The organism is Hyella patelloides LEGE 07179 (assembly GCF_900659865.1).
Classification (GTDB): Bacteria; Cyanobacteriota; Cyanobacteriia; order Cyanobacteriales; family Xenococcaceae; genus Hyella; species Hyella patelloides.
The window spans coordinates 1-18,816 of the sequence record NZ_LR213823.1 but is presented as its reverse complement, the minus strand read 5'-3'; the positions used below and the strand labels follow the sequence as shown (position 1 = coordinate 18,816).

Annotated in this window: 13 protein-coding genes and 3 pseudogenes; 8 read left to right on the top strand and 8 right to left on the bottom strand. The window is 38.1% G+C overall.

Features of this window, described 5'->3' with window-relative positions:
- The first annotated feature begins 15 nt into the window (after positions 1-15).
- Complete coding sequence (locus H1P_RS11335) at positions 16-270, top strand: hypothetical protein (RefSeq protein ID WP_144867234.1); 255 nt, start codon at positions 16-18, stop codon at positions 268-270.
- A gap of 25 nt (positions 271-295) precedes the next feature.
- Here H1P_RS11335 and H1P_RS11330 read toward each other — a convergent pair whose 3' ends face one another.
- From H1P_RS11330 to H1P_RS11320, 3 genes are all read right to left on the bottom strand, one after another.
- Positions 296-814 carry a cofactor assembly of complex C subunit B gene (locus tag H1P_RS11330; protein ID WP_144867233.1) on the bottom strand — a complete coding sequence of 173 codons (519 nt, stop codon included), beginning with the start codon at positions 812-814 and terminating at the stop codon, positions 296-298.
- 135 nt (positions 815-949) lie between these two features.
- Complete coding sequence (locus H1P_RS11325) at positions 950-3,373, bottom strand: GumC family protein (RefSeq protein ID WP_144867232.1); 2,424 nt, start codon at positions 3,371-3,373, stop codon at positions 950-952.
- A 120-nt stretch (positions 3,374-3,493) separates the two neighbouring features.
- Positions 3,494-4,957, bottom strand: a complete 1,464-nt coding sequence (locus H1P_RS11320; protein ID WP_246141622.1) for a polysaccharide biosynthesis/export family protein — start codon at positions 4,955-4,957, stop codon at positions 3,494-3,496.
- 74 nt (positions 4,958-5,031) lie between these two features.
- Between H1P_RS11320 and H1P_RS11315 the strand changes: the two genes are divergently transcribed.
- Positions 5,032-5,292: a TIGR02450 family Trp-rich protein gene (locus H1P_RS11315; protein WP_144867230.1), complete on the top strand. Its 261-nt coding sequence runs from the start codon at positions 5,032-5,034 to the stop codon at positions 5,290-5,292.
- 208 nt (positions 5,293-5,500) lie between these two features.
- Positions 5,501-6,321: pseudogene (locus tag H1P_RS39330) on the top strand (ABC transporter ATP-binding protein).
- A 438-nt stretch (positions 6,322-6,759) separates the two neighbouring features.
- Here H1P_RS39330 and H1P_RS11305 read toward each other — a convergent pair.
- From H1P_RS11305 to hpsJ-B, 4 genes are all read right to left on the bottom strand, one after another.
- Positions 6,760-7,344: a glyoxalase-like domain protein gene (locus H1P_RS11305; RefSeq protein WP_144867244.1), complete on the bottom strand. Its 585-nt coding sequence runs from the start codon at positions 7,342-7,344 to the stop codon at positions 6,760-6,762.
- Positions 7,345-7,444: 100 nt separating this feature from the next.
- Positions 7,445-8,101, bottom strand: coding sequence for a transcription antitermination factor NusB (gene nusB / locus H1P_RS11300; RefSeq protein ID WP_144867229.1), 657 nt, complete (start codon positions 8,099-8,101; stop codon positions 7,445-7,447).
- 127 nt (positions 8,102-8,228) lie between these two features.
- Positions 8,229-8,939 (bottom strand): DUF502 domain-containing protein, encoded by a 711-nt coding sequence (locus tag H1P_RS11295; protein WP_144867228.1) that lies wholly within the window; start codon positions 8,937-8,939, stop codon positions 8,229-8,231.
- A 326-nt stretch (positions 8,940-9,265) separates the two neighbouring features.
- Entirely contained in the window at positions 9,266-10,090 is an 825-nt protein-coding gene (gene hpsJ-B / locus H1P_RS11290; protein WP_144867227.1) for a hormogonium polysaccharide biosynthesis protein HpsJ, read from the bottom strand.
- 224 nt (positions 10,091-10,314) lie between these two features.
- Between hpsJ-B and pgl the strand changes: the two genes are divergently transcribed.
- The 3 genes and pseudogenes from pgl to H1P_RS39320 form a co-directional block, all read left to right on the top strand.
- Positions 10,315-11,058, top strand: coding sequence for a 6-phosphogluconolactonase (pgl, locus tag H1P_RS11285; protein WP_144867226.1), 744 nt, complete (start codon positions 10,315-10,317; stop codon positions 11,056-11,058).
- 79 nt (positions 11,059-11,137) lie between these two features.
- A pseudogene (locus H1P_RS39325) lies at positions 11,138-11,308 on the top strand (double zinc ribbon domain-containing protein); the annotation flags it as partial.
- An 870-nt stretch (positions 11,309-12,178) separates the two neighbouring features.
- Positions 12,179-12,520, top strand: a pseudogene (locus H1P_RS39320) (FHA domain-containing protein); the annotation flags it as partial.
- 96 nt (positions 12,521-12,616) lie between these two features.
- On the opposite strand, the gene H1P_RS11270 reads toward H1P_RS39320, so the two are convergent.
- A complete protein-coding gene (locus H1P_RS11270) occupies positions 12,617-13,354 on the bottom strand; it encodes a hypothetical protein (protein ID WP_144867225.1) in 738 nt (245 codons plus the stop codon).
- 248 nt (positions 13,355-13,602) lie between these two features.
- On the opposite strand from H1P_RS11270, the gene H1P_RS11265 reads away from it, so the two are divergent.
- Positions 13,603-15,798, top strand: coding sequence for a transglycosylase SLT domain-containing protein (locus H1P_RS11265; protein ID WP_144867224.1), 2,196 nt, complete (start codon positions 13,603-13,605; stop codon positions 15,796-15,798).
- A 596-nt stretch (positions 15,799-16,394) separates the two neighbouring features.
- Positions 16,395-18,816 (top strand): FG-GAP-like repeat-containing protein (locus tag H1P_RS11260; protein ID WP_144867223.1); only part of this gene is annotated, 2,422 nt, incomplete at its 3' end.

Here is an 18,816-nt window from a genome sequence, read left to right as displayed (position 1 = left end):
AATTAGCTAGCATCATTGGAAAACAAACTACCAATCACTGAAAAACAGGCTCACAAACTGAAGCTCAAATTACATCAAAGAATTCTTAGCAGTGTCCCTCTATTGGCTAATTTATTAGTAGAAGCGAAGAAAATAGGAAATTACTCCCCAGCCAAATTTGAACCTTTAGAAGATGTTACTCCAGCTTTTCTTCAAAATAGCGATCGCTTGTTTGCCAATACTAACCGCAACTTAATTGAACCAATACAGAGTTTTGTTAATATCACCTAATTCTACAATGAAAGACGAATTCAAACTAATTAAAAGAAATTTTTTGTTGTAATTGCTTTAATTCATCCCGATGACCAGTAAGCTTAATTACGCTTTTATGATCCGATAAATCCATGTTTGGTTCAACACTCAGTAAAACTTTTTCCAACCGACCTGCTTTTTGCCAGTAAAAAATTCCTGCTGTGGGTGCTAATAACAGCAAAAACCAGAATAAATTACTATTGGCGGGATAAAAAAAGCATAATATCAAAACAACACATAACAAACCTAGAGCAGCAATACAACTCAAGAAAATTGCTAAAAACAAACTGGGTTGCACAAAGCCTTCAAATGTTACTTGATTTTTTTCTCGATCGAGATCGACTACTCGATAAGCTCTTGATTCAAAATATTGTTGTAATTTAGGCAAAAAAACCTCTTCTGATTGAGAGGTAGGTAGTCTAATTTGTTCTGTACGATCTTTAATGGAAGCCCTGATGAAAAAAGGCAATCCAATCATCATTAAAGTCGTCAACACAAAAGTAGAAATAATATTAGTATCCACAGTTCTAAATAGCTCCCATATAATCTTAAGATTAACCTTGTTTAATTATTAGCTATTTAGCAAAAGTTTTCTAGGGTCAACCTCAACTATTAGTTAAGGTGAAGTATTACCTCACCTTACTAGAGCCATTAAAAATTAATCTCTTTGAGCATAATAGTGGTTGTAATAGTGATAAGAATCGCCAGAAGTACGATTTGCTTGGTTAGCAACTAGACCTAATACGGGAACGTGAGATACTTTTAGGTTGTCAAGATTTTGTTTGAGCAAGGAACGATCTGTTTTGCCAATTCTGACAACTAACACGACACCATTAGTCCTGTTGGCAAGGATTCTACCGTCAGCAAAGCCCAAAATGGGTGGAGTGTCATAAATAACTAAATCGTATCTACCAGAGCGTTTTAATAGCTCCATTAACTTCTGCATTCTTTGAGAAGATAACAAACGTGTGGGATCTGGAGGAATATCTCCAGCCGTAATAACCGAGAGTCCTTCCCAGCCCTCTGGTTTTTGAATTATGGTTTCTACCAGTTTTTTGAGTTCTTGTTCTTCTGTATCTCCTCGAAGAGGGGTAGAGAGGATATTGCTCAATCCCCTATTGTTTTCTAATCCTGTCCAACGATGAACCTGGGGACGACGCAAATCTGCATCAATGAGTAAGACTTTTTGCCCCATAGCTGCTGCTGCTTGAGCTAAATGAGAAGAAATAGTTGATTTTCCTTCAGAGGGAATGGAAGAACTGATAACAATGGAGTTGATGGGACTATCTGAGCCGAGTAGTCTAATATTGGCATTCAAAGAGCGAAAAGCTTCGGAGAAGGGCGAAGCGTCATAACGTCTTTGGCGTTCTTTTTTCTTCTCAACTGTGGATGTTCCACTACTAGCACCATCAGAATTACCCAAACCCAAATCAAGAACTCGCCCACCGATTTGTATTTGAGGTAAAGTAAATTTTTCTTCTTTTTTGGGTGCTTCGTCCAGGGGAGCTAGGTCTTTTTCTATGGGGATAATTCCCAACATAGGTAGCTTGACTGTATCTTTGATTTCTTCTGAAGAATGAAATACAGGGTCTAGCCTTTCTGCTAATAAAGCAGCACCAAAACCTAATGCTAAGCCACCAATCATCCCCAGAGCAATATTACGAGGAACAACAGGGGATACTTGTTTTTCTGCTTGGGTCGGTTTAGCAATTAATTGCCAGGGTAAGGCTTGTTTAGCAGCTTGTAGCTGTAGTTCTTCTTGGGCTGCAAGAAAGCGGTTTAAACTCTCTGTCGCAACGTTTAAATCCCTCTGTATGTCAGTATATCTTCTGGCGATCGCTGGCATCTGTTCCACAAGACCTTCAATTTCTTGGAGAGCCTCTCCTAGAGCTTGTTCGCGGATTTCTAAAATTTCAATTTCGTTGGCGGTTTGGATGTATTGTAGGTCTAGTTGCGATCGCAAAGAGCTCTGAGAAGGAGAGGAGATTGTGTAATCTACTTCTGAAGAAAAATTACGACCCAAAACACGAAAGGCTTCTTGTTCTAAAAGGGGTAATAATTGGGCTTTTTTATCTTTGAGAGCGATTACTACGGGATTTTGGTCGGAAAAACGAACTGATTCTTGAGCCAGTTCTAGTTCAATAGCCTGAAGTTCGTCTAATAATTTTTGATATCGAGAAGAGTCGCTCAAATAGCTGTTGGCAATAGCCTCTTCGGGTTGTTTTCCTAATTGATTTTGTAATTTTAAATAAAGTGCCCTTGCTTCACCTAATTGTTGTTGAGTATCAAAAAAGTTTTCTTCAAAAGTTACTTGTTTATCGGATAATATCTTGGCTTGTTCTTGTGGATCGAGGAGATTATAGGTTTGCCGAAATTGTTGCAATTGTTCCTGTAGTTTATCTACTCTGCTACGAATACCTGGTAATTCTTTGCGCACAAACTCGATACCTTGATTGACTTCGGCTCTTCTTTCTTCTAGAGAGTAGCTGAGATATTTTTCTGAAAGTTTTTCGAGTACAAAATCAATTTTTTCGCGATCGCTATCTGTATAAGATACTCTTAGTATTCTAGTTTCTTCAATTTGTTCTATTTGTAGCGGTGATTTTTGTGCCTTAATTAAATCCCAATACTCGATATCAGGATACTTAATTGCTAATTCTTCAACAACTGGTTCCAAAGTGCTAGGACTACGTAAAACTTCGATTTGAGTGGCGTAGTCTAATCCTCCCAAATCCTGACCTAAAATTGACAGGGTATCTTCGCTCTGTTGCTTGTTAACTGGTTCTACCAACAGTTGAAAACTGCCTCTATATTTTGGTTCTTGATTAAAAGTCCAAAGAATAGAAGCAGTTGTCATACTGAAGGCAATTAAGCCAATTAAGCGAAAGCGATGCTTGACAACATTTACTAGCTGTCGCAGATCGATACTGTCTTCATCTTCCTGAATGCTGACATTAGGATCGAGCATCGGCATTGAGTAAACATAGGCACCGTTTCCATTTCCGTTTCCATTTCCGTTTCCATTTCCGTTTCCATTGGTGGAAGCAGAATAGATAGAACTTTCCAAGCTTTTATCTGGCATTCTTACCAAGTCCTCACACACCTCTATTCTTAGTTAATTGGTCGCAATATAACCCAATTTTCGCTGCTCTAGTTTAATTTAATTACTTCATTAATATAGAGCAGCTTAGGGCAAAAATGTTTAGAACCCGAAAATAAATCGGAGAATTCCTAATGCTCCCCCTACAGGACTTAATACTGTACCAGCACCATCGGCAGCGGAAGTAAGTCCAGAGCGACTGACAACTACTACGTCTTGATTACGCAAAATAGGATTGGTTTCTTCATCAATCCCCTGAGCCAGATCGACTTGAATTTGTCGCTTATCCACTGTACCATCGTTATTGAGACGGACTAATTCTACCTTCCCTTTGTTTGCCCGTTGGTTATCAAAACCACCAGCAGCTAAAATTGCTTGGTTTAGAGGAGTATTCGGATCCACTGTTTGCGCGCCTGGGTTAACTACTTCACCGACTACGTTAACCGTAATTTGGCTTTCTAGAGTACTATTGATTCGAGCATCTTCTACTGCTAGGGCTGTAGCTTTTGGTATTACAATGCGATCACCATCTTGTAAAATGACATCTTTGCCAATATCACCAGCTTTAATTAGTTCCCAAAGATCCACGGCTAATACCTTTTCCGTACCATCCCAAGTTCGACGACGGACTTCTACTTCCTTAACATTAGCAAGGGGTTTGATGCCTCCTGCTGCTTGGACTGCTTGGCTGAGGGTAGGAGGAGAAGAAGCTCGTTGCTGCCCATTATTTTGGTTTCCGCCTCCTAGTTGTTCTGGCTGCACGGTATGAGAGCCTGGGCGATAAATTTCGCCTACCACAGCAACTTTAACGGGTTTATCGGTTTGAATCCCAAAACTAGCTTCTGAGAGTCTTGTCAATTCACCAGTATCAAGTTCATCTACAGTGGGAATAAAGATGGTATCTCCATCTCTTAGGGAAATATCTTGTCTTAATCTACCCTCAGTAAGTAAAGACCATAAATCAGAGTTGTAAGAAACTTCTTTACCATCAACTGTGCGGGTTACTCTAACACTACGTACATCTGCCAAAGTAGTAATACCACCAGCTTGTTCGATCATGTCTGTAACTGTGGGGAAATTAGGACTAGCAGCATCGAGGGTTACTTCATAAGAACCAGCATTATCTACTTCTCCAGAAATTCCAATTTTGAGAGGTCGGGGTGCAACTAAACCAACAGTAACTATAGGTCTTTTAAGATAAGTTGAATATTCTTGAGATACTAAATTAGATGCTTCTTTAAGAGTTAAACCATCAACATTTAAATTACCTACTAAAGGTAAACTAATAGAGCCATCTACTAAAACTGGGTAATCACCGCTATATTCTTCCACCTGAAAAATATCTAATCTAATCTGATCTCCAGAACCCAAAGTATAGTCACTTTCTCCTTGGGCAAAATCAATAGTTTCTTCGGGAGATACAGTTGGGGTCGGAGGTGTTTGAGTTTCTACGTTTTCTGTTTGTGCCTTGATAGGAGTAGGCTGAATAATTAACAATAAAGAAGTTGTAACTGTCAGTATTTGACAAGTCTTATTTAAAACTAATTGATACAAGATATGGTTCATCTTCATAAAAAAATCACAATTTTTTAGATACATTCATTGCGACTAGACTATCATTATTATCACTTAAAGTTAAAATGCCGAAAGCAAAAAAACAAAAGTTTCCCCATTTATTAGGTTCCAAATGGACTGCCCAACAAAAAACTTGGGGTTGGCGACATTTTCAAATCGTAAATCGCAAAAATCAGGGTAAATGGGTGTTTGCAGAAATGGTCGCTTCTTGCGATCCTCAGACACGTTTTTGGATTAATGCAGAACAGCTAAAGGATGATTCTTTGTGGAATCCTGGGTGGAAACCCTTAAAAGAAATCCAGCAAGCTGAAATGCCACAAAACTAGGATAACTAATTTTTTCTTACTTTTTATTTAACTTAGGTATTTTCGCGGTTTCTTCACGTTTCCCTTAAATAAATACTTCGCCAAATACTAACATCATTTGGAGTATTTGCCATCCTTACTTCTATCCCTATTTAATTATCTTTGACTACCGATGAATCCTGCTGTTGCTGTTGACCACGTTTCTAAAATCTAGGATCGAGTTCCTGTTATTGATAACCTTTCCTTTGAAATCGAAAAAAGAGAAATTTTTGGTTTATTGAACCCTAATGGTGCGGGAAAATCCACCACAATTAGGATGTTAATTGCCTTGGCAAAACCCAGTCAGAGCAATATTGAAGTAGCAGAATATAACACCCTGCGTTACCCCTCTGTAGTTCAAGAAAACATTGGTGTTGTCTTACAACAAACTAGTGTTGATGGCGAACTTTCTGTGAGGGAAAATCTGTAATTTCATGGCAGAATGCACCATGTACCCAACCCAGAACGACAAAAACGTATTAATCGCTGACTAGAATACGTAGAATTAGCTTCCAAAAGAAATGCTTTAGTAAAGCACTCTTTCTGGTGGAATAAAACGCCATTTCACAGATAGCTAGAGCTTTATTGCATGAGCCGACTATTTTGTTTTTAGATGAGCCTACAGTGGGTTTAAATACCCAAACCCGTCGTCGTTTCTGGGAAATTATTCAGAATTTGAATCACAATGGTATGACAATCTTACTAACTACTCACTATATGGAAGAAGTAGAATTTTTATGCAATCGCTCTGGCAATGGCAAACCAGGCAGAATTGGCATCATGGAAACAGGAAAATTGATTGAATTGCGTCTGTTACGAGATTTTCGCGAGCGTTACGGAAAAGCGATCGCTGTTACCCAAAAAGGAGATCGTATTGATTACCAGTTTTTTGCTGATTCTGACGCTGCCAACTTTTATTTAGAGTCTTTAGCTGATAAGACAGGAGTGATGGTAAGAAACTCTAATTTAGAAGATATTTTTGTTCGGTTGACTGGACATCAGTTGAATTAAACAAAAAATAATTATTACAACAAGATAAACTGTGTTTTGATTTGAATAGCACATATTTTTCAAGCTTAAAGAAAATTGGTTATGAAGCTCGAACAAGCAAGATAACAAGTCAAAAACAAAAGTACTATACCAGGTATATTCGGAACATTAGATAATAGTGAAGATAAATTAACTTGTCAATATGCAAGGAAATATGTTGCTAAAAATCTTAATTTTTGTTAAATATCAAATACTTGTTTTTTTGACGAATCTTGTTTTTGAACCCATTATTTGAGCATTCTGTCAATGCGTAAGTTCTCTTAAATTAATTATTCAGTAATCAATTATCGATCAAAAACTAACTAACAGATTTAATGCTTTGTCAAAAAATATGTTTACTTAGTCAAGATTAACCATATAACTTTTACGAACAACTGGTTAATAATTACTAATTTACTGTTAATTAGCGACTTCTGCCATCTCAATAGTTCTTTGTTCGATATCTTTAACTAAGAAGTTCAAAGGGCGATCTCGACGAATTTTGTATTTCAAACGTCTTGATTGAACTCTTAAAAGTAATTCTTCCAAACAATCGCGGTCAAAACAAACATGGCGTTGGCGATTGCCATTACCATCATTAGCACCAGAGATAATATGTAGTTGAGTATTTTTCTTTAATTGATACCACAAGCCATCTGCCGTATTGACCCCTGTAGCTACGGGATTGACGGACATATACATAGGGTCTAATCCTCCAGCACCCATACCCTGCTCGTAGTTATAGTAATAATGTAGGGGGACATCCGCAGCAGGTAAATCAAGTAATCCTTCGTAGAATTGCTGGGCAACCTGTAAATCAGACACCATCACGGTGTAAACTTTGGGCGCACTAGATAAAAACATCCACATAGCACCACCATAAGCCACCAATAGCATCACCATAATGCCTTGAGTAGAGAAGAGGCTATCTATGGGAATTGGAGGCAGAAATGCACCCAGAAAAGGTGGCAAGCTGAATAAATTAGAAGTTGTTAATTCTAGCAATAGACCCACGGCTATAGTAAGTAATTTGCAATCGGTGTATACGTATATTTAAATTATATCTGTCTGGTTACAACTGCGTGTTAGATATAGAGAAAAATAATTATGGTTCATTGGTCATTGATAATTGTTCTTGGTTATTTATGCGATCGCTAACTCTTCTTAAAACACCATTAATAAAGCGAAATCCTTCATTATCAGAATATCTTTTTGCCAATTCCACCGCTTCATCGATGGCAACTTTTAAGGGAACATCCAAATATAAAATTTCCGCCACAGAGATAGTTAAAATATCCTTATCGATTTTGGGTAAACGTTTAAGTTGCCAAGCTACTAAAACTTCTTCAAGATACTTCTCAATCGCTTGACGGTTTTCACGGATAGTAATAATAATCTCAATCGCATATTCTTTAACTTCTTGCTTATTAGCTAACTGCACAAATTCGGGAATTTCGATCGCTGTTCCCAAAAGGTTAATTGCTGTTTGAGCCAACTTTACCGCATCAGTTACCATTGCTTTGGCACTTTCGAGATCGTTAGCGCGAGTTTCACTACTAAGAAGTCGTTCTTCACCACGTCTTGTTTCGGCAGATGCAGTTTCTAAAATATCTTGTACTTCTGTTGTTAGAGTTCTCACCGCACTTAAGACAAAATCACTTAAATCTTCGTCAGCTAATTTCTGGGAATTGGTTTTGATCTGACTAATACCCAAAAGAGCTAGTTCGCGAGCGATACTTCGAGGCTGTTTACGAGGAGGCATAAGCTATTATGCATTAAATTTTATGATTATGGCTGAGGGAGAGAGACTCTGAAGGCTCACGCCTGAGACGTGCGTTAAGAGAGTAGAGAGAGAAAATGTTAATCAAAATGAAGACGGTAAGAGAGTTTTATGATTTTTCTTCCGTGGTTTGACTTTCGAGCTTTATTTTCTGATATGCCTTGGGTAAACTCATGGGAATGTCAGAAGGTGTTGCCCCTGGACTAACAATACCCCCAGATATTAGCACTTTAAAGGCATCTTCAATAGAAATTGACAGATTAATCGCTTCATGTTCTGGGACTACAGCATACCATCCAGAAGTAGGATTAGGAGTAGTAGGAATAAAAACACTTATCATTTTTTCTGGTAAGTGTGATTGTAATTGACTACTAACCGTTCCTGTAACAAACCCTAATGTCCAAACTCCTTTACGGGGATACTCCAGCATAACAACCCGTCGAAACTTATTTTTCGAGTCTCGCAAAAGAGTTTCTAAGATTTGCTTGAGAGTTTTGTAAACTGAACCCGCTAGAGGAATTGCTTGCAAAAATTGTTCGCCAAAATCTAGCAGCCATCTACCCACTATATTCCGCGCCATCAAACCGATAATTAAGATTAACAACAAAGGAACAGTTAAGCCAACTAGAAGATCCAGGAAATTGGTTAAAAATGGGTCTAGTCCATCAAAAGGATTAATTTGTTTAGGAACACGGGTTAAGAGATCGACTGACCATCTTGCCACCGTAATAGTAAGCCAGATGGTTGTAGCTAGGGGAATTACAACCAAAAAACCTGCGATCAAATCGTTTTTTAAATTTTGTCTAAAGCGTTGCAGCACAGAGTAAAAACTCTCCTTGACTACTGAACTAAATATTGAAATTCCAACTACTCAACTTCTTAAAAAAAATTGCTAAGAATTGTTGCATATATTGACAAAATAACATATCGAGACAAATTCTTCTTGAGGAAGATAAAAGAGTGTTACTGATACAAGGTTGGATCTTACGATCATACGCCGATCTAGCAATGTTTTTCTCCAATAAAAAAATATCGACCGAAGACAACAGCCTTCGATCTCAAGCAAATTGAAGAAGCTAATTATTCTCCTTCCTTCTGTCTTTAATTTAGCTCAACTCAAGAAACAGTAAACTGTAAATAACCCAATTAACGAGATACAGGAACTTGAGCACTTTTAGTTTTGGAGCCACCACTATTAGCACTTTGAAGTCCAAACCAACCCATAACAAGATAACCAATAGCCAGCAAAAAACTACTCATTCCAGTACGAATACCCTGTTTGAGTGCTTCAGTTTTAGCTCGACTTTCTCTTTGTAATTTTTGATCTCTTAACTGAGTTTGTAATTCGCTCAGTCTGGCTTCTAATGCTTCAGGATTGTTGGCTAATTCACGGAAAGTTTCTAGCTGTTGTCTGGTTTCTTCGAGACGTTGTAATTGTTGAGAATTGAGTTCTTGCCCTTGAAATTGTCCATTACCAATAGCGGTATCAATTTCTTGGATTCTATTTTCTAATAGCTGTAATCTTTGAGGGTCGGTTGAAATAGCATTTAGCTGTTCATATTGTTCGCTAATTCTACCTTCTGCTTCATCTGCTCTTTGTTCGAGTTGAGCCAAAGCATCAGTGCTTACTAAGCGCAGGTTATTAAGATGGAGTGGAACTAAAATAAGAAAAATAAAACCTAATAACAAAGACAAGATAAATACAGGTATTTTAAGGGAAAAACCAGAACTTTTAGCTGTTTGACTAACGCTATTCTCAATCCAATAACCTACTAACATAAAAGCCATGCCGACCATAGGAACAATACCGCGATCAACAATTTGACCTGTAAAAGCAATTTGCCATTGAGAATCTAAGGGCTGAAAAGGAATTGCTAAAGTAATGTAATCTATAAGAGAAGAGACTATTAAGATAGTCCCTACAGTCTTCAGACAAAGAGATGTAAATTTGGATGCAGAAGAATTACTCATGGTTGCTCTTTATAACAATACTTACTACTAATTAATATCACTGAAGTATCTAGTCTGCCTATCTTAACCTGTTTGAGATTACCCCATCAATTAAATTACCTTAAGCCAATTGAGATACCAAGATAATAATTAAATTTTTACTTCTAAAAGTTAATCTGCTTTTAGAATCTACAAGACAATAGCATTATTACTGAACACTTAATCATTTAAAGGAGTAAAAAATAGTGAAAAGATTTGTTGAAGTATTATCAGATAAAACATCATTAATCACCAAAGCACAAGAAATTATGGTGAGCAAGATGGAAACAGCAATTAAAGCCAAAGATTATTGTTCCATTGCTTTAGCTGGAGGTGGTACTCCTAAACCCTTATATGAGTCTTTGGCTAATCAAAATTTGCCTTGGGACAAAATACATATTTTTTGGGGTGATGAACGTTATGTACCCGCAGATCACCTCGATAGTAATCAATTGATGGCTCGCCAAGCTTGGTTAGACAAAGTTGCGATTCCTGATGAGAATATTCACCCAATGACAATTAACAATGAAAGTCCAGAGCAAGATGCTGCTAACCATGAACGAGAATTAAGAGAGTTTTTTGGTGTAGCTTCGGTCGAGTTTCCCGTGTTCGATCTGATTCTTTTGGGTATAGGTGATGATGGACACACTGCGTCTTTATTTCCTAATACAGATGTTTTACAAGAAACAGAAAAAGCGATCGCTGTCGGGGACAAAGTAGGTCAACCTCGCATAACTTTCACTGTCCCATTAATTAATCAGGCTGATTGTGTTTTATTCTTAGTAGCAGGAGCAAACAAAAGAGATGCTTTAGACCAAATTTTTTCCTCCGATGCTGATGATAATGCCTATCCAGCACGCTTAATTAAGCCTCAAGGTGAATTATGGTGGTTACTTGATGAAACCGCAGGAAAATTCTTCAAAAATAACGATTTATCCCTAACTTCCTAACTCAATTTGAGAGAGTTAGTCTCGATCGGGAATAATGAGTTGCTCTGCTGTAAATAATAATTAATCTATACCGATATTTATGATTATTTGTCCCAACTGCAATCATCAAAATCCAGAAGGCTCAGTACAATGTGAAAGTTGCTACACTCCCTTACCTTCGACTTCTCCTTGTCCTAACTGTGGTGCTTTAGTCCAAACCGATGCTACTTTTTGTGGTCAATGTGGTTTTAATTTACAAGGGAGCGAAAGTAATGTTTCTCCAGTAGCCAACAGTTTTTTTGAAGAAAATAGTCATAATGATTCTAAAGACGAAGATTTAGTGCCGACTGCGATGGGTTCTGAAGCATTTCAAAGTCCTTGGGATATCGAAGAAGTAGAATTCACCGAGATGGAAGAGCAACCATTATCCTTTAATGAAGTTGAACTAACTGAGCCTTCTGAATCTCCTTTTAAAGAAACCCAGGAACTGGGGGAACTGGAGGAGTTAGAAGAATTAGAAGAATTAGAAGAATTAGAAGAATTAGAAGAGTTAGAAGAGTTAGAAGAGCTTCCAGAAAGTGAGGAAGCTGAAGATTTAGAATCTTGGATATCTTCAATTAAAAAAGAATCTTTTGGCGAGGAAAATGCCGATTTAGAGCTAGAATCGGAAATTCCTGAGATTCCAGAACTATCAGTACCAGAATTAGAAACCTCTGAATTGACAACTACTGAATTATCGGTACCAGAATTAGAGAATTTTGACTCATCTGTTGTCGAAGAATCAGAAACCTCTGAACTCTCAGTCCCAGAATTGGAAAACCCTGAGTTATTCGTTACAGAATTAGAAAATCTCGACTCATCTGTTGTTGAAGAATCAGAAACCTCCGAACTGTCAGAAGCAGAATGGGAAAATCCTGAATTTTTCACAGCAGAATTGGAAAATTCTGACTCATCTGTTGTCGAAGAACCAGAAACCTCCGAACTATCAGAAGCGGAATGGGAAACTCCTGAAGTATCGTTTGTCGAAGAACCAGAACTGGAAACTACGGCTCAATTTGCTTCTTCAGAATCCAGTTCTTTAGAAGCTCCCACTACCAGTAATATTGTTTCTGCTCAATCAGCAGGAATGATTGATACTGCAACTAGACTACAGCTACAACAAGCGGTTTTGTTTCATCTACAAACAGGAACTAATATTGAAATTCCTTTGAATTTAGCAATAGTTCATATTGGAAAACCCAATAATCAAGTTCCCCCTGATATTGATGTTACTGGCTTCCCCAATGCGGAAATAGTCTCGCGAATTCATGCAGATATCAGGGTAGAAGGAGATACCTACTTTATCGAAGATCGTGGTAGTTCTAATGGAACTTATATTAATCACAGTCCTTTACTAGCTGGTAATCGTCATCGTTTGAGAACAGGCGATCGCATTAGCTTGGGTAAAGGCGATTTAATGACTTTTATTTTCCAACTCAGCTAAGGCTTACTGTGAACTTTTTAGTTTTCCGAGGGGAAAAGTCTTAAGCCAATTATTTGGTTAAAACTTATTAAGCAAGTCTAAAAAAATGCTTAATAGCTAGCGGAGAGCCAAATCGGATTCCAGGACGATATCAAGATCGCGATTGGGATCGATAGAAATTAACTCAACGCTATTCCCTCCTAGTATCCAGCCTCCTAAAGCACCTAAAGCAGCACCACCAATTACTTCTTCGATATTGATATCACCTAAAACTTCACTTAAAACCGTAGCAGCAGCACCACCAATAGCAGCACCTTTAAGAATGTCACCAGTATCGGTACCTCTTTTAACCTTTTCGGTACGTGTCACGACATCTGATGAGCCGTTAATATCTTGTCTTGTACCGTCAGCAAATACTAATTCTTGAGCCACAAATCGAGAACCATCTCTTGCGGGTTGGATTTCTCCTTCTATTTCTGTGCCATAGGGAATTAGAGTATTGCGATCGTCATCTCTAATATTTGCTGCCACTATTAAAGTAACGGGGACAGTTTCTTCTTTGGTAACGAGAATTTTTTCTTTCTCATATTCTAGGGGAATCTCTGCGCCAGCAGGAATCACAACTGTGCTGTATCGTCTGTCTCTAGAGTCTCTATCCCGATAGTCTCTATCTCTATATTCTATATCTCTAGAGTCTCTATCCCGATAGTCTATATCGTCTCGCTCGTATTCTTGTTCGGGAAATAGTTGAGCAGAGGCGGGATTTATCTTAACCAGGGGTGAAGCAATTGCCATACTCAAAGTTATCGTCAAAGAAATTGCAGTGATTGGTTTATAGTGTTTAAGGTTAAACATAATTTTTAAGATTGATTGACATCTTCGTTGAGTTATTAGCAGAGACGGAGAGTTTTATCGTAAGTTCCAAAGTGAAGTATCTGGCTAAATGTAAGTTTGATTGGGTAAAGGGATTTTAGATTTTCAAGAGTCGCTAATGGACTGAGGTTGTTTTATCTGCCGATCCCGCCCTTTAACATCTACTTATCACGTATTTAAAAGCAATATCAGTTAACAGTTATTGTATTGGCAGCAATTACTAAATCATTATGCTAGAGCAAGAACCTTCAACTAAAGGAATCGAAGAACAGGAATCATCGTCTCTTAAAAGAAAAAATTTTTTAATTGGATTGACTGGTGGGTTAATCTCAATTTTAGTGTTGTCAGGGTTATTTTATCTAGTTCTTGGCTCTAAATGGCAAACTAAAAAAGCCTCTCAAGAAAAAACTCTGTCTTTAGAAGATTCGGTAATTACTAATTTAAGCGATCGCTCAAAAGCACAAAGATTATCTCAGCTAAGTCAATTGCTTAGTTCTGAAAAATCAGCAAAAAATTCAGAAATTTCGCAACTCGATCGCCATCGCGCTCGTTATTTATTGGCAGTAGAATCTCTAAAACGCAATCAACCCCAGGCTGCTTTGCAATATTTAGAAGGATTAGCCACAGATTATGAATTGTTAGCTCCCTATATCTTGTTACGAGAGGCGGAAGCTTATCAAAAAATGCAACAATCGGAGCGCGCTTCGACAATTACTGAAAGTATTCTGACTAACTATCCTGATTCTCCTGCGGTAGTAGAATTACTGACTCTCTTAAATCGTCGCAGTAGTGAAGATATTAGTTATCTAGTTTCCCAGTTTCCCTATCACCCACAAACACAACAAATAGCTAAAGAAAAAATTAAGCAAAATCGGGATCATTGGCAATCTTTGTTACTTATGGCTACCTACGATCGCGGGGAAAATCTGAATCAAATTCGGGATCGTCTGGTTTTAGAATATCCTGCACAGCTTACAAAACAGGATTGGCAAACAATTGCTGATGGCTATTGGCGTTCAGGAGAACATCGTAAGGCTGCGGATGCTTATCTTTTTTCTCCACCATCTCCCCAAAATCTCTATCGTACTGCTCGCGGATTTCATCGCAATGGTAACTTTACTACTGCAAAAAGAGCTTATCAAAGATTGATTCGAGAATATCATGATGCCCAAGAGACAGGGCAAGCATTACTTTATATTGCTCGTTTATCTTCGGCAGATGAAGCGATCGCCTATTTGGATATAGCAATTGCCAAATTTCCGATTCAGATACCCCAAGCCTTGTTAGACAAAGCGACAATTTACGATCGGTTCGATAAAATTCCCAAAGCCCAATTATCCCGTAAACAAGCATTAGAGAACTATCCCGATTCTCAAGCCGTCTTGAATTATCGCTGGCAAAAAGCCTATAATCTAGCCCTTCGGGGAGACTACAATGGTGCTTGGCAATGGGGAAAAGCGATCGCCAATACCAAGTCAAAAGAAAGCGATCCTAAAGCAATTTTTTGGCTCGGCAAATGGGCAAACCAAGCAGGGAAAACAGAAGGAGCAAATCTAGCTTTTAAAACAGTTCTGAAACTCCATCCTCAATCATATTATGCCTGGCGTTCTGCGGTGATGTTGGGTCAGGATGTGGGGGATTTTCAAAATCTACGTCAAATACAACCTAATTTAAAATTTAAGCAGCACTACGAGCCTTTACCTATAGGCTCAGAAACTTTACAAGAACTGTATTTATTGGGGCAATATCAGGATGCGTGGGTGCATTTACAGTCAGAGCTTTTTAACCCACAACAATTGACTGTAGAAGAACAATTTACTGAAGGGTTGTTATTGGTCAAATTGGGGCAAATTCGCCCAGGGATTCAACATATTTGGAATTTAGCACAAAGAGAATCTGTTTCAGACCGAGCAAAATGGCGATCGCTAAGAGAACGGGATACCTATTGGTATAGTTTGTTTCCTTTTCCTTACCAAGAATCGATTGTGACTCATGCTCGTCAAGAAAAGATTAATCCCCTCCTACCCATTTCGGTAATGCGTAAAGAATCTACTTTCGATCCCCAAATTGATTCCCCTGTGGGTGCAGTAGGTTTGATGCAGGTGATTCCCCGTACTGCTGATTGGATTGCCGAACAAAACAACATTGCTACATACAATCTGACTAAACCAGAAGATAACATTCAGATGGGAACTTGGTATTTAGCCCATAATCATCAACGATATCAGAATAATTCTCTTTACGCGATCGCCAGCTATAATGCTGGTACTGGCAATGTTAATAGCTGGTTACAACAATTTTCTCTTCAAGATCCCGATCTATTTGTAGAGCAAATTCCTTTCCCCGAAACTAAAGATTATGTTGAGGGTGTTTTTGGTAATTACTGGAATTATTTACGACTTTACGATTCTAATTATCAGCTTTAAATAACTATTTATACCAGTAGGAATAACATTTTATATTTTACTTACATTTTGATATCAAGACAAATATAGCACTACGTATATACCTTAAGACATTTAAAAATTTGCTACTTGCTACCTACTACTTCCAAATCAAGAGCTTTCTTGTCCCAATACAATTTTATACAGCTATATTTTGTATCCGACATTAATACTTTATATGAGCTAAATAAAGTTTATATAAAATATTTATGAATTTTATATAAAGCAATCTCAGCTACTAAGTATTTGTGAGATTATATGTTGTAAAGGAAAACTACAGGGTTATTTTGGGTAACCATATTAATTAATTGAGTACCAGAGTAACCGATTGTTTAAAATGACTAAAAGTGCTAAAAGAATTTGAGCAGCTACTTAATTTCTTGGTTAGTTAGTTAGTTAGTTTTTTACAATTTTGCTGTTTTTTTCAGTAAAAGAACATTTTGAACAGCAAAATTTTTCTTTTCAATCTTAAAAGATAATTTTTTAACATCTTATTTATTATCATTTCGCCTAATTTTTAAACTTAATACCAAAACAAAAAATTAATTTATTCCCCATTATCAAGATTATTTAATTTTATGGTTTTAAACAATAATTCATTTCAAGACGTAGCTGATAGTGCAGGAATTGTTTGGTCGAAGCATCGAGGAGATGAATCGATCTCGGTTGCCTGGGTTGACTACAACAAAGATGGTTTACTCGATCTCTGGATTAGCGGACATGGTTATAACAATGCTGCCCCTAATGCTTTGTTTCCCACTGCCAAATATCCTTTTCTCTACATCAATAATGGGAATGGCACTTTTACTAATCTTTTTGAATCAGACTGGCGACGGGGAAATGGTGGCGATACCCACGGTACTAACTGGTTTGACCTCGACAATGATGGCGACTCTGATGTTTTTGTCAATTCTGGCGGACAATTAGGAGCAGGAGGCGGACAGCCCAACTATCTTTTTGTTAATCGCAACAGCGCAATAGGTCTTTTAACAGAAGAAAGCGAAGACAGAGATGTCGTTTATCAAATTGGTCGTAGTCGCTCCTCCGTTTGGTTTGATGGCAATAATGACGGTCGTTTAGACTTTGTTAACCTGGTTGCAGCTAGAGATGATGGTTTAGGAGCCAATGCCTATTTTGAACAGCAAAGTAATGGAACTTTTACTAATCGAAGTAATGCAGTAGGCTTTAATGTGCCTGGTTCTTCGCGCTATGGTCAGTTAGCGGATCTTACAGGAGATGGCAAACTAGACCTAGTAATTCAAGGAACTTTTGAATTTCCTTTAGCGGTTTATGATGTTTCTTCGGGCAACAATTTCCAAGATGTTACCAATAACTTTAACTTTCCCCTAACTTCTGATAATCCTCCCGATCCCACACAAGACTTTGAGAACCACACCTCAGCCAGAGATACTGTGATTGCTGACTTTGATGGTGATGGCGATAACGATATTTTCTTGGTGCGCTCTGAGATTAAAACGATTTTACCCAGTGTTTCACAAGACAATAACCGCATTGTCTCTAGCGATCTAATTGTCCGTAACCCTGGACAAGAAATTGGTTATAGTTTTCAAACCAGTGGCACTGTTGCCATTGACTTTTTCGATCTAAATGGTGTTCAAGCAGATCTTAATCCCAATGAAATTTTTATTGGTGCTTCTGGGCGCAATCCTACCGCTCAAGAGTTAGAAGCCTTTGTTAACATTAATTCGGCCACTACAGAAACCGCCGTTAGTAATGATAATCCCCGCACTGATGCTGTAGATAGAGTTGCAGCTTTAGCTTTAAGTCCCAATAATTCAGGGGTAACAGGCTTACCTGGCGATCGCTCAGAACGGGGAGTTTATATCAACTACGATCCTGGTACGCAAACCTGGGACATTCGTTTTAATTCCAATAATTTTGCCAGTATTCGATCGGCGGTAGAATCAACCACAAATATTACAAACTTGCAATCGATTGGGTTTACTAATGTCGATCCTGCCAGTAATGCTTTGACCGATCAATTGTGGATCAACAACTCCAATGGTCAATTTACTCTCAGCGACGATCCAGTTTTTGCTAATCCTACTTTAGCGCAGTCCGTTGTTTCAGGAGATTTTGATAACGATAAAGATATCGATCTTTATGTGGCTAATGCCTATTCTTCCTTCGATCGACCCAATATCCTCTATGAAAATCAAGGAGACGGCACTTTTACCACTGTTCCCTTAGCTGGAGGTGCTGAAGGTACTGCTAAGGGGCCTTTATGGTTGGATTTCGAGACTGGCTCTAAATTAGCCACAAGTGACTTTAATAACGATGGTTTTCTCGATATTTATGTTGGTTCAACGGTAGCTCGTTCTCCCCGTAAAACTTATCTCAGTTCTCCTTCTCAGCTATATCAAAACCAAGGTAATAGCAATAACTGGCTCTTAATCGATCTCCAAGGAACTCAGTCAAATCGAGAAGGTATTGGAGCGCAAATTAGGGTAACTTCTGGAGGTACAACCCAACTTAGAGAGCAAAATGGGGGTACTCATAACTTTGCCCAAAACGATACTCGTCTTCACTTTGGTTTGGCACAAGACAATATTATCGAGCAAGTAGAAATATCTTGGCCATCTGGTGTTACTCAAGTCCTTAATAATGTAAGTGCCAATCAAGTTCTGACTATTACTGAACCCTTTGCTAACGATATAGCTGGAGACAACAGTGAAAACTTCCTTGGTGGTACAGGACAAACCGATCGAATAGAAGGGTTAGACGGTAACGATACTATTAATGGTTTTGGTGGTAACGATAGCCTGATTGGTGGTGATGGCTCTGACAGTATTTTGGGTTCGGAGGGAAATGATACTCTTTTGGGTAACGATGGAGGAGATACCCTCAAAGGTGGTTCGGAAAATGACCTGATTTTTGGTGGAAGCGATCTCGATCGTTTAGAAGGTAATTCTGGAGACGACACTTTAAACGGAGAAGCTGGCAACGACTTTTTAACTGGTGGTGCTGGTTTTGACGTTC